Origin of the sequence: Neorhizobium sp. T25_27, from assembly GCF_002968565.1 — a bacterium.
Taxonomy (GTDB): Bacteria; Pseudomonadota; Alphaproteobacteria; order Rhizobiales; family Rhizobiaceae; genus Neorhizobium; species Neorhizobium tomejilense.
The window spans coordinates 659847-672561 of record NZ_PVBJ01000001.1 but is presented as its reverse complement, the minus strand read 5'-3'; the positions used below and the strand labels follow the sequence as shown (position 1 = coordinate 672561).

Genomic DNA, 12715 nt, shown 5'->3' with positions numbered 1-12715 from the left:
GTCATAAGCACATCCTTTCCAAACATGGTTAACGAATTGCAAATTTAGCCACCATTAATATCACTCAGGAGATTTAGCTTTTGGCTCTAAAATGCGGAAAAGCCCGGAAGTTTTGCCTTCCGGGCTTGATCGACGCCGATGCATCGGGGTCTGGAAGTCTTAAAAGCAGGCGAGGAAAAGCGCCTTGGTATTCTCCATCGTCATGGTGACGGGGTTGCCGCCGCAGCTGGGGTCCTCCATCGCCATGGCCGTCAGCTCATCGATTCGGTCGGGCTTGATCCCCATCGCCGTGAGATTTTCGGGCACGCCGAGTTCCGAACGCAATGACAGGACATAGTCGTAGAACCCGTCGAACCCGCCGGCGATGCCGAGATAGGCCGCAGCGCGGGCGATCTTCTCCTCGATCGCCGGCCGATTGAAGCGCAGCACCGGCGGCATGACGACCGCATTGGTCATGCCATGATGAGTGTTGTAGACCGCGCCGATCGGATGCGACAGCGAATGGATGGCGCCGAGCCCCTTCTGGAAGGCGACCGCCCCCATGGCTGCGGCCGACATCATGTTGGTGCGTGCTTCGAGATCCGCCCCGTCCCTATAGGCGCGCGGCAGGAACTCCTTGACGAGCCGCATGCCTTCGAGCGCGATCCCGCCGGACATCGGGTGGTAGAAGGGCGAGGAATAGGCTTCCAGGCAATGGGCAAAGGCATCCATGCCGGTGCCGACGGTGATCGCCTTCGGCATGCCCATCGTCAGCTCCGGATCGCAGATGACGACGCCCGGCAGCAGTTTCGGGTGGAAAATGATCTTCTTCACATGGGTGGCGGAATTGGTGAGCACCCCTGCCCGGCCGACTTCCGAACCGGTCCCGGCCGTGGTCGGCACGGCGACGATCGGCGCGATCTTCGAGGCGTCGGCGCGGGTCCACCAGTCGCCGATATCCTCGAAATCCCAGACCGGCCGCGTCTGGCCGGCCATGAAGGCGATCAGCTTGCCGAGATCGAGGCCCGAACCGCCGCCGAAGGCAACGACGCCGTCATGGCCGCCGTCATTGTAGGCCTTGATGCCGGCTTCGAGGTTGTTCTCGTTCGGGTTCGGATCGACGTCGGCAAAGATCGCCCGGCCGAGGCCCGCCTCTTCGAGCACGTCGAGCGCGTGGCCGGTGATCGCCATCGAGGCCAGTCCCCGGTCGGTGACCAGGAGCGGCTTGCTGAGGCCGAGCGTCTTGCAGGCGTCCGCCAGTTCCTTGATGCGTCCGCGGCCCAGCTTGACGGCGGTCGGATAGCTCCAGTTCGCGACGATATTCATTTCGTGACCTTCTTCAGGTGGTAGGATTTCGGGCGGGTCAGGTTGTGGAAACCGAGGACGGAGAGCGAACCGCCTCGCCCGGTTTCCTTGACGCCGGTCCAGACAAGCGCCGGATCGAGATAGTCGGCGCGATTCATGAACACCGTGCCGGTTTCGAGCTGGCTGCCGATCCGGTTTGCCCGGTCGACATCCGGCGTCCAAAGCGACGCCGTCAGCCCGTAGCGGCTGTCGTTCATGTAACCGATCGCCTCGTCGTCACTCTTCACCTTCATGATGCCGACAGCCGGGCCGAACGTCTCTTCCCGCATGATCTCCATGGAATGGTCGACGTCAACCAATACTTGCGGCGCAAGATAGGCGCCACCGTCGTCGGCCGGGAAAAGCTTCGGATCGACCAGCGCCCTGGCGCCGCTCGCCACCGCGTCGGCGATCTGCTGACGCACGACCTTGGCGAAGCGCTTGTTGGCCATCGGCCCGAGCGTCGTTTCCTTGTCGAGCGGGTTGCCGAGCTTGTAGTTCGACACCCAGGCGACCGACTTCTCAACGAAGGAATCGTAAAGCGATTCGTGCACATAGATGCGCTCGATGCCGCAGCAGCACTGGCCGGAATTATAGGTCGCGCCATCCATCAGCGTATCGACGGCGGCGTCGAGATCGGCGTCGTCCATCACATAACCGGGATCCTTGCCGCCGAGTTCGAGGCCGATGCCGGTAAATGTGCCGGCGGCGGCCCGCTCGATCGACCGTCCGCCTTCGACCGAGCCCGTAAAATTGATGAAATTGAACATGCCCTCGGAAATCAGCTTCGCCGACGTCGCGTGGTCGAGGAAGATATTCTGGAAGACGTCTTCCGGAACGCCGGCCTCGATAAAGGCGCGCACCATGCGCTCACCGACAAGCAGCGTTTGCGAGGCATGTTTGATGACAACCGCGTTGCCGGCCATCAGCGCCGGAGCGACCGTGTTGATCGCCGTCATATAGGGATAATTCCAGGGCGCGATGACGAACACGACCCCATGCGGCTCCCGTTCGATGCGACGTTCGAACGTGGCGCTGTCCTCGACGCGCAGCGGAGCGAGCGCATCGGCGGCGATCGACGCGACGTAATTGGAGCGCTCGTTGAACCCCTTGAACTCGCCGCCGTAGCGTACCGGCCGGCCCATCATCCAGGCAAGCTCGGGCACCACTTCCTCGACCATCTCGTTGAGGCGTGCGACGCCCTTGAGTACAAGCTGGACACGCTCCTCGAGCGGCCGCTTCGCCCACGCCTTCTGCGCTTGCCGTGCGCGGCCGATAGCTTCGGCGGCCGCTTCCGCCGACATGGCCGGACGCTCGGCATAGACCGAGCCGTCCACCGGCGAGATACATTGGATCATTGTCATTGATACAGACTCCAGAAATTCAACAGGCCCCGAGGGGTTAACAGGCAAGCGTGCGGACATGGCCCGCAGCGCCGTAGGATAGAATAGCGCGGTCGCGCGTGATGATGGTCAGGTCGTGTTCGCGAGCAGTGGCGATCAGGATTCGGTCGATCGGGTCCTTGTGGATGGGCTGGGGCAGGATACAGGACGCCATGAAAAGATCGGCAGTCACCGACTTCTCGGCAACCTCTGTCTCCTGCCTAAAACTGTCGTACCAGCGTTTGGCATCCCTTGTCTCATGGATCCGCCCTCGGGCCACCAGCATGGCCATTTCCCAAGCCGTGGCAGTGGACACGTAAACAGGAATGCCCATAGCCCAGGAGCTGTTGACGGCATCGGCTGCCCTGGCGGCAAGGAGCTCGTTATGTGTCATCCATATGACCGCACATGTGTCGAGCAGATAGGACTCATTCATTATAGAGCTTCTCGCCCCATTCGTAATCCCAGTCCATCGGCGCCGTCAGGTCGACGCCGGGCATGACCGTGATCGTTCCCTTCATGCTGCCGAATATGGGATGCAGTTCTATCAGCGTGCCGTCCTCTCGCTCCATCCAGCGCTTGCCGTCCTTGTAGATGATGTCGTCTTCCGTGAACATCTTCTCGGATGGATCGGGCGTAGGGGAGCCGCCCTCCGCCAAATAAGCGTCCTGCTTCTTTTCGGCAAAACCATAGGCCTCACCTCCACCTCTGCGGTGAATAGCAACCACGTCCAGAGGAATGCCGAGAAAGGCTGAAACCCCGTCCTGCTCGTCTGCGCTCATCTTTCGCTCGCCTTTGAGCATGCGGGAAACCGAGCTTGGATCGAGCTTCAGGAACCTGGCGAGCTCCACACTGGACGACCCCATCTCCTTCAGCTTTTCATAGAACCAGTCGCTATCGATCTCAGCCATGACATCAGCCCTCGATGAACCAATTCAACCTAGCCGATTATTGATTAAATCTCAACAATCGAAAGATCGATTGCGATTATCTCAAGCCCTCTCGAAACCGCGTGCCACTTCCCAGTCCGTCACGCGGCGATCGTATTCCTCTTGTTCCCACTGGCCGGCGCGGACATAGTGGTCGATGACATCGTCGCCGAAGGCGGAGCGCAACAGTTCCGAGCCGTCCATGAGCTCGACCGCGTCACGCAGCGTTCGCGGGATTTCTCGAACACCCTTGCCGCCATAGGCGTCGCCGACGAAGGCAGGCTCCAGCGTCATCTTCTTCTCGATCCCCTCGATGCCCGCCGCAATCAGTGCCGCCATGGCGAGATAAGGGTTGAGGTCGGAACCGCCGACGCGGCATTCGATGCGGATTCCCTTGGACGCCTCGCCGCAGAGACGATAGCCGGCGGTGCGGTTGTCCTTCGACCAGACGGCCTTGGTCGGCGCGAACGTGCCGGCCATGAAGCGCTTGTAGGAATTGATATAGGGCGCCAGGAAGAAAGTGATCTCGCTCGCGTGGGCGAGCAGCCCGGCGATATAGTGTTTCATCAGTTCCGACATGCCGTGCTCGTTGTCCTTGTCGAAGAACAGCGGCGTCTTGCCGTCGGCACTCCACAGGGACTGGTGGATGTGCGACGAGCTGCCGGCGGCCGAATAATTCCACTTGGCGAGGAAGGTGATCGCCTTGCCCTTGCCCCAGGCGATCTCCTTGCACGCATTCTTGATGATCACGTGCCGGTCGGCCATGGTCAGCGCGTCGGCGTAACGAACGTTGATTTCCTCCTGGCCGGCCGATGCCTCGCCCTTGGAATTCTCGACCGGAATGCCGGCGCCCTGCAGGCCGGTGCGTATCGCCCGCATCACTTCTTCTTCCTTGGTAGTCTGGAAGATGTGGTAGTCTTCGTTGTAGCCGCTCGCCAGCTTGAGATTGCGGTAGCTGCTTTCGCGGGCCTGGTCGTAGGTCTGGTCGAACAGGAAAAATTCGAGTTCCGTCGCCATGAAGGCGGACATGCCCATGTCTGCGAGACGCTGGACCTGTCTCTTGAGGACCGCCCGCGGCGAATGCGGCACGTCCGCATGGGTGTGGTGGTCGAGCACGTCGCAGAGGACCAGCGCGGTGCCTTCGAGCCAGGGCAGTTTTCTGAGCGTCGCGAGATCCGGCTTCATCGTATAGTCGCCGTATCCCTGCTCCCAGCTGGTCGCCTTGTAGCCGGAAATGGTCTCCATCTCGATATCGGTCGCAAGCAGGTAGTTGCAGCTATGCGTTTCCTGATAGGCGCTCTCGACGAAATATTCCGCCTGGAACCGCTTGCCCATCAGGCGGCCCTGCATGTCCACCTGGGCGGCGATGATCGTATCGATGCGGCCATCGGCGACATCGCGTTTCAGATCGTCGAAGGAGTAAATCGGGGTCATGCCTCACATCCGTTTCAAAAGGGGGAACCGCCACAACCTCTCGAGTGTCGTGGCGGCGGGATCATAGGGGCGTCAGCCCGGTCGCGCTTACTTTTCTCCGACAGCCGCTTCCGCAGCAGCGATCTCGGCCTGCCGCTTGGCGATGGCGTCGCCGATCGGCGGTCCCATGAAGCGCCGGTTCTCGAAGGCGAACCAGACGATTCCGGTCAGCACCAGGAAGCCGACGGTGATTTCGAGCGCCCAGTCGTTCGGCGGCTGAATGCCGATGAAGAAGATGACGATCATCGAGATGATCGCCAGGACTGCAACTAGCCTGTAGACCGGAATCCCCATGTTCCAGGGTCCCATTTTCGGCCATTTCGCCGTGCCGATCGTGAACAGCCCGAGCGCGATCGGCAGGGCGAAGGAAAGGAACAGGAAGATGACCGTGCAAGACACGACGATCGAATAGGCCGGCGTGCCGGCAATGGTGATCGCCGAGGTAAACCAGACGAACAGGACTGCGAGGATGGAGCCGGTCCAGATCGCCGCGACGGGCGAACGGTGTTTTGGGCTGACCTTGGCGAGCACCGACGACGCAGGCAGGCCCTTGTCGCGTGCGAAGGCGAAGATCATTCGCGATACCGACGTGACGGTAGCCAGGCCGCAAAGCAGCTGCGAGATGAAGATCAGGAAATACAGGATGCTCTTCACGGTCGGGTTCATCTGCGCGTCCATCGCCCAGAAGAATACGTTCCAGCCCTGCTTGGCCGCATCGTCCATGTTGGGGATCATCAGTACGAACGCGCACAGCATCATGTAGCCGAACAAGGCGGACCACAGGACGGCCGAGATCATACCGCGCGGCACGGATTCCGCCGCCTTGACGGTTTCCTCGGATGTATGGGCCGAGGCGTCATAACCGGTGATCGTGTAGATCGGCAGGAGCAGGCCGAGGAGGAATGCCATCAAGCCGGAAACGCTCGTCGGCCAGACCAGCGCCGCCCCTTCCGTGCCGGTATAGTTGGCGAAGGTGAAGAACCGTGCGAAATCGAAGCCGGGGGCTGCGATAAGGCATGCGATTGTGAGCAGGATCGCGGTCGCGAAGATCAGATAGCCGGAAAAGTCGGTGAGTTTCGCGGTCAGACCTATGCCGAAATGATTGATGCCGGCCTGCAGCCCGGTGATGATGGCTACGAAAACCACCCGGTGCGTCAGCGTATCCTCGATGCCGAAGGTCGGCCCGAAGGCGCCGAAGAAGAAATAGAACGTCCCGACATTGATGGCGCCGAGCACGGTCACGAGGCCGAGCAGGTTGAGCCAGGCGGAAAGCCAGCCGGTGAAGCGGTTGCCGAGGATCGATCCCCAATGATAGAGGCCGCCCGCCGTCGGATAGGCCGATCCGATCTGCGCGAGCCCGAGCGCGAAGATGCCGGAAATAAGGCAGCCGAGCGGCCAGCCTATGCCGATCGCTGCGCCGCCGGCGCCGGCAGTCGCCTGGCCCAGCGAATTGATGCCGCCGGAGAGAATGCAAATGATGGAAAACGAAATTGCGAAGTTGGAAAACGAGCTCATGCGACGCTCGAGTTCCTGTGCATAGCCCATGGAATGCAGGATATGGGTATCCTGCTTTTTGTCGCCTTCGGTATAATCGGACATGACTTCCCCCTGTTGGCAGAAAGACCGCGCCATCGCGGCCATCCGGTTTGTCCTTCCCGCGGCGATCGACCGCGGGCATGCGAGCTGCTGCTCCCCGGGTCTTATCTTTGGATGTCTGCGAGGCTTTCCCGCAGCAATCCTGTCAAGAAATCGGCCACGACCCCCTGGCCGGTTTCGTCTGTTATGAGATCGTTCCTGATTTCGATCATGACGTTGAGAAGCCCCGCCGGCAGGGCGTGGACTTCCAGTGTATGGGTTACGCCGTCCGCCGGCCCGTAAGGCTCGTTGCGCTCGACGCGATAGAGATGCGTGTCGGATGCGGCCTGCAGCATCCGGTCGGCAAGCCGGCTGTCGGTATCGTGAAGCACGCCGATCTCGACGGGCCGTTCCTTGCCGAAATAGACCGGCGTGAAGCTGTGGATCGTGACGAAGACGGTCCCCTGCCCCCTTGCGCGCCGTGCCGCGATCTCCTCGCGGATACGGCCGTGGAATGGCAGGTAGAGTGCCGTGGTCCGGCGCGATTTCTCTGCCTCCGACAGGTTCTCGTTGCCGGGAATCCGGAAGATCTCGGACACGTCACGCATGGCGGCAGGCGAATCCGGCGGCCGGTTGCAGTCGTAGATGAGGCGCGAAAACCGCTGGTGGATCAGCGTCGCGCCGAGGCTCTTCGACATCAGCCGGGAGACGGCAAGCGCTCCCGGATCCCAGGCTATATGCGAGGCGAGCGCATCCTTCGAGAGCCCGAGATCGCCGTAGCGCTCCGGCAGGCGTCTCGAGGCATGCTCGCAGACGAGAAGCACCTCTCCCCGGCCGCCCGCATTGTCCACGGCAACGGGCTCGCCATCCGCCTCCGAGAAGAATTCCGACTGGACCAGCATGAACGCGTTCCGGGAAAAATCGTTTAAATTGGATTAAGAAGAGAATTCTTCACTTTCCGGCCGCCGTCAACGTGATTCTGAAAATTTCTCTTCAAACGCACCGTTGACTTCTCTGCAGAAACGATTGTTAATCTTTCGACAACCGGCGAAGACCGGAGGGAACAGCTTTAGTGCCACCAACTGCACGCACCGTATCGGATGTCATTCGTGTTCGCTACGACAGCCTGACGCGCGCGGAAAAACAGTTGGCGGACAGCCTATTGGAGAACTATCCGGTGTCAGGGCTCGGCAGCATCACTGTGATCGCGGAGAACGCGGGCGTTTCGACGCCGACGGTCGCGCGCATGGTGCAGAAGCTCGGCTACAAGGGTTATCCGGAATTCCAGTCGCATCTGCACCAGGAGCTCGAGGCGACGCTCTCCAACCCGATCGCCAAGCATGACCGCTGGGCGTCCAATGCGCCGGGCACGCATATCCTCAACCGTTTTGCCGACGCGATCACCGCCAATCTGCGCGATACGCTTTCAGCTCTCGACACCACGACCTTTGAGGGCGCGGCTGCACTTCTGCGTGATCGCGACCGCAGCATCTATTTCGTCGGCGGCCGCATAACAGGGGCGCTGGCCGAGTACTTCTTCACCCATATGCAGGTCATCCGTCCCAGGACGACCTTGATCTCCACCAATTCCAGTTCCTGGCCGCAGCATGTCCTCAACATGAGCGCCGGCGACGTGTTGGTGATCTTCGATATCCGCCGCTACGAGCAGGAGATGGCGACGCTGGCGGAGGCCGCACGGGCCAACGGCGTCGTCATCATCTTGCTGACCGACGTCTGGGCCTCGCCCGTTGCCAAACATGCACAGCACACGTTCAAGGTGAGGATCGAGGCGCCGTCGGCCTGGGACAGCTCCGTCATTACTCTCTTCGTGGTCGAGGCGCTGATCGAAGCGGTCCAGAGCGCGACCTGGGAGGAGACCCGCGAACGCATGAACTCTCTGGAAGGTCTTTTCGAGCGGACGATGCTGTTCCGCCGGCCGGGCCGCCAGAGCCGTCCCGACTGATTGTCGGGCTCAAGAAATATGCCGGCAATCCGGGGGTTTATGAGCAAATGCTCATCCTCCGGGCTGTCACATACGATACATGAACTGGCTCTACGAGTCGCGCCGAAACGATCCGGACTACCTGAACCCCTAGGAGGATACCTTGCTCAACAAGACCCAACGTCTTCTTTCCCTGACGACCGCCATCGTCATCGCCTCCACCGCCATTGCCGCCGCCGAGCCGAGCGCCGAGCTGATCGCAGCCGCCAAGAAGGAAGGCACGCTGACCACGATCGCCCTGCCCCATAGCTGGTGCGGTTACGGCGACGTCATCGCCGGCTTCAAGGCGAAGTACGGCCTCGAAGTCAACGAACTCAACCCGGATGCGGGTTCGGGCGACGAAATCGAAGCGATCAAGGCCAACAAGGGCAACAAGGGCCCGCAGGCTCCCGACGTCATCGACGTCGGCCTGTCGTTCGGCCCGTCCGCCAAGACTGAGGGCCTGATCCAGCCTTACAAGGTCTCCACCTGGGATTCGATCCCGGCCGACGCCAAGGATGCAGACGGCTACTGGTACGGCGATTATTACGGCGTTCTGGCCTTCCTGGTGAACAAGGACCTCGTCAAGACGTCGCCGAAGGACTGGCCTGATCTCCTGAAGTCCGACTACGCCAACACCGTCGCGCTCGCCGGCGATCCGCGCAGCGCCAACCAGGCCGTTCAGGGCGTTTTCGCTGCCGGCCTTTCCGGCGCCAAGGGCGACTCCGCCAAGGCCGGCGACGAAGGCCTGAAGTTCTTCGCCGAACTCAACAAGAAGGGTAACTTCGTGCCGGTGACCGGCAAGGCCGCGCCGTTCGCGCAGGGCACCACGCCGATCATCGTCGCCTGGGACTATAATGCGCTGTCCTGGGGCCAGAGCCTGAAGGGCAACCCGCCCTTCGAAGTCGTGGTTCCGGCAACCGGCGTCGTAGCAGGCGTCTACGTCCAGGCGATCTCCGCCTTCGCTCCGCATCCGAACGCTGCGAAGCTGTGGATGGAATACCTCTATTCCGACGAAGGTCAGCTCGGCTGGCTGAAGGGATATTGCCACCCGATCCGCTTCAACGATCTTGCCAAGAACAACAAGATCCCGAAGAACCTGCTCGACGCCCTGCCCCCGGCAGCGGCCTATGAGAAGGCCGTATTCCCGACGCTCGCCCAGCAGGCTGCCGCCAAGGAAACCATTACCAAGAAATGGGATAGCGTAGTCGGCGCCAACGTCGCAAAGTAATCGGAACAAGACTGAGCTCCCGCGCCGCCCGGCGCGGGAGCTTTCCCGTTTCCCCCTGGATGGCCAGCATTCATGACCACCGCTTCCACGTCATTCATCGATCGCCGGACAGTCATCGACTGGCTCGGCATCGTGCCGTTCATGGTATTCGCACTCGCCTTCCTGATTGTTCCGACGCTCTATCTGATCGTCGGTGCCTTCTTCAATCCGGCCGGCGAATTCACGTTCCAGAACATTGTCGATCTCTTTTCGCCTTCCATCCTGAGCGCCTACTGGATCAGCATCCGGGTATCCGTCGCCTCGGCACTGGGTGGCGCGTTGATCGGCTTTTTCCTAGCCTGGGCAGTCGTGCTCGGCGGCGTGCCGTCCTGGATCCGCTCCAGCCTGCTGACCTTTTCAGGCGTCGCCTCGAACTTCGCCGGCGTGCCGCTCGCCTTCGCCTTCCTGGCGACGCTTGGCCGGACCGGATTGGTCACGATCTTCATGCGGGACTGGTTCGGCTTCAATCTCTATTCGACGGGCTTCAACCTCCTCTCCTTCTTCGGCCTGACGATCACCTACATGTTCTTCCAGATCCCGCTGATGGTACTGATCCTGACGCCGGCGCTGGACGGATTGAAGAAGGAGTGGCGGGAGGCGTCCGAAATCCTTGGCGCATCCACGTGGCAATACTGGCGCATGGTCGTGCTGCCGATCCTCTGGCCGAGCCTGATGGGCGCCACGCTCCTCCTTTTCGCCAACGCCTTCGGCGCGATTGCGACCGCCTTTGCGCTGACCGGTGCCTCGCTCAACATCGTGCCGATCCTGCTCTACGCCCAGATCCGTGGCGACGTGCTTCATAACCCGAATCTCGGCTACGCCCTGGCCCTCGGAATGATCGTCATCACCGGCATTTCCAACATCCTCTACATCTGGCTGCGCAGCCGCGCAGAACGGTGGCAGAAATGAAGGCGCACAAGATCTTCGCCTGGATCGCGATCGCTATCGGCGCCATCTATTTCCTCGTGCCGCTGATCGGCACGTTCGAGTTCTCGCTGCGCATGCGGCGCGGCGTCTATTCTTTCGATGCCTACCAGTCGGTGTTTACGGACGCTCAATTCCGCGCCACCTTCGGCTTCTCGATGCTGATGGCGCTGGTGACGATCGTCGTCGGCATGTTCCTCATCGTGCCGACCGCCTATTGGGTCCGGCTGCGCCTGCCGCAGATGCGGCCGGTCGTCGAATTCATCACGCTCCTGCCGCTCGTCATTCCGGCGATCGTCATCGTGTTCGGTTACCTGCGTCTCTACAATTCCTCGTCCTGGATCCCGTTCACCGGCTCGACGCAGGGAACGAACATCCTGCTGACCTTTTCCTACGTGACCCTGGCACTTCCCTACATGTACCGTTCGGTCGATACCGCGATGCGGACCATCGACGTACGGACGCTGACGGAGGCGGCCGAAATTCTCGGCGCCAAATGGCCGACGATCATGTTCCGCTGCATTTTCCCGAACGTCATGTCGGGCGTGCTCTCGGGCGCCTTCATCACGTTTGCGATCGTCATGGGCGAGTTCACCATGGCGGCCCTCCTCAACCGTCCGGCCTTCGGTCCCTATCTCCAGCTCGTCGGCGCCAACAAGGCTTACGAGCCTTCTGCGCTGGCGGTCATTGCGTTTGCGATCACCTGGCTCTCGATGGGTCTGATCCAGCTCGTTTCCCGCTTCGGCAAATTGTCGCCGGCCAGGCCTTAAGGAATTTTGATGTCGTTCCTCGTTCTCGAAAGTATCAAGAAGAGTTTCGGCCCGACCCAGGTCGTCAAGGACTTCAACATGTCCATCGAGAAGGGCGAGTTCGTCTCCTTTCTCGGACCCTCGGGCTGCGGCAAGACGACCGTGCTGCGGATGATCGCCGGGTTCGAAAGCCCGAGCGACGGAGCGATCTCGATCAACGGCCGGAACCAGAACGCGCTGAAGACCAATCAGCGCAATATCGGCATGGTATTCCAGGCCTATGCGTTGTTTCCGAACATGAACGTCTTCGACAACGTCGCCTTCGGTCTGAAAGTCGCCGGTAAGTCCAAGACGGAGATCGAAACGCGCGTCAAGGAAATGCTGAAGCTGATCAGCCTCGACCATCTGGCCGACCGCTACCCTTACCAGATGTCCGGCGGCCAGCAGCAGCGCGTGGCGCTTGCCCGCGCGCTTGCGCCGAAGCCGCAGGTGCTGCTGCTCGACGAGCCGCTGTCGGCGCTCGATGCCAAGATCCGTGTGTCATTGCGCGAGGAGATACGTGAAATCCAGCGCCAGCTCGGCATCACCACCGTCTTCGTGACGCACGACCAGGAAGAGGCCCTGTCGATCTCCGACCGAGTGGTCGTCATGAATGCCGGCCGCGCCGACCAGATCGGCACGCCGTCGGAAATCTACAATCGTCCGACCACCCGTTTCGTCGCCTCCTTCGTCGGCACGCTCAACATCATCGAGGCGACCGTCGTCGATCCGGCGGCAAACACCGTCAAGGTCGGCGAAAACACCATCAGGCTGAGGGAATCGATCGGCGCGCTGAAGGGCGGCGACAAGCTGTCGATCGCGCTGCGCCCTGAAGCTGGTTCGCTCCTGGAAAATGCAAAGGGCGACACGTCGCTCACCGGCCAGGTCCTCTCCTCGCATTTCCTGGGCTCGGTCATCCGCACCAAGCTCGATGTCGGCGGAAACCAGATTTCCTTCGACATGTTCAATTCGCCGGATGCGGTCCTGCCGCAGTCGGGCGAAACCCTAACGCTGCGCTTCAACGCCCACGACTTCCTGATCATCCGCGACTGATCGCGGAAGACGGACGG

The 12715-nt window shown here is 61.2% G+C and carries 12 protein-coding genes; 5 read left to right on the top strand and 7 right to left on the bottom strand.

Annotation, left to right across the window (positions count from 1 at the left end; genetic code table 11):
• Nucleotides 1-159: 159 nt before the first annotated feature.
• The 7 genes from C5J24_RS03375 to C5J24_RS03345 all read right to left on the bottom strand — a co-directional run bounded on the left by C5J24_RS03375 (nucleotide 160) and on the right by C5J24_RS03345 (nucleotide 7584).
• Nucleotides 160-1305: an iron-containing alcohol dehydrogenase gene (locus tag C5J24_RS03375; RefSeq protein WP_105400752.1), complete on the bottom strand. Its 1146-nt coding sequence runs from the start codon at nucleotides 1303-1305 to the stop codon at nucleotides 160-162.
• A complete protein-coding gene (locus C5J24_RS03370) occupies nucleotides 1302-2687 on the bottom strand; it encodes an aldehyde dehydrogenase family protein (RefSeq protein ID WP_105415600.1) in 1386 nt (461 codons plus the stop codon). The genes C5J24_RS03375 and C5J24_RS03370 overlap by 4 nt, the downstream gene beginning before the upstream one ends.
• Nucleotides 2688-2724: 37 nt before the next feature.
• On the bottom strand, nucleotides 2725-3141 hold the full coding sequence (locus C5J24_RS03365; protein ID WP_105415597.1) for a type II toxin-antitoxin system VapC family toxin: 417 nt from the start codon (nucleotides 3139-3141) through the stop codon (nucleotides 2725-2727).
• Complete coding sequence (locus C5J24_RS03360; RefSeq protein WP_105415595.1) at nucleotides 3134-3616, bottom strand: helix-turn-helix transcriptional regulator; 483 nt, start codon at nucleotides 3614-3616, stop codon at nucleotides 3134-3136. Before C5J24_RS03360 ends, C5J24_RS03365 begins: the two co-directional genes overlap by 8 nt.
• 81 nt (nucleotides 3617-3697) lie before the next feature.
• Entirely contained in the window at nucleotides 3698-5068 is a 1371-nt protein-coding gene (locus C5J24_RS03355; protein ID WP_105415593.1) for a glutamine synthetase family protein, read from the bottom strand.
• Nucleotides 5069-5155: 87 nt separating this feature from the next.
• A complete protein-coding gene (locus C5J24_RS03350; RefSeq protein WP_105416603.1) occupies nucleotides 5156-6706 on the bottom strand; it encodes an APC family permease in 1551 nt (516 codons plus the stop codon).
• Nucleotides 6707-6807: 101 nt separating this feature from the next.
• A complete protein-coding gene (locus C5J24_RS03345) occupies nucleotides 6808-7584 on the bottom strand; it encodes an N-formylglutamate amidohydrolase (protein WP_105415591.1) in 777 nt (258 codons plus the stop codon).
• A 170-nt stretch (nucleotides 7585-7754) separates the two neighbouring features.
• Between C5J24_RS03345 and C5J24_RS03340 the strand changes: the two genes are divergently transcribed.
• From C5J24_RS03340 to C5J24_RS03320, 5 genes are all read left to right on the top strand, one after another.
• Entirely contained in the window at nucleotides 7755-8645 is an 891-nt protein-coding gene (locus C5J24_RS03340) for a MurR/RpiR family transcriptional regulator (RefSeq protein ID WP_105400746.1), read from the top strand.
• A gap of 142 nt (nucleotides 8646-8787) precedes the next feature.
• On the top strand, nucleotides 8788-9894 hold the full coding sequence (locus C5J24_RS03335) for an ABC transporter substrate-binding protein (RefSeq protein WP_105415589.1): 1107 nt from the start codon (nucleotides 8788-8790) through the stop codon (nucleotides 9892-9894).
• 72 nt (nucleotides 9895-9966) lie between these two features.
• On the top strand, nucleotides 9967-10842 hold the full coding sequence (locus tag C5J24_RS03330) for an ABC transporter permease subunit (protein WP_046608687.1): 876 nt from the start codon (nucleotides 9967-9969) through the stop codon (nucleotides 10840-10842).
• Nucleotides 10839-11627, top strand: coding sequence for an ABC transporter permease (locus tag C5J24_RS03325; RefSeq protein WP_105415587.1), 789 nt, complete (start codon nucleotides 10839-10841; stop codon nucleotides 11625-11627). Before C5J24_RS03330 ends, C5J24_RS03325 begins: the two co-directional genes overlap by 4 nt.
• A 9-nt stretch (nucleotides 11628-11636) precedes the next feature.
• Complete coding sequence (locus tag C5J24_RS03320; RefSeq protein ID WP_105400743.1) at nucleotides 11637-12698, top strand: ABC transporter ATP-binding protein; 1062 nt, start codon at nucleotides 11637-11639, stop codon at nucleotides 12696-12698.
• Nucleotides 12699-12715: the final 17 nt, after the last annotated feature.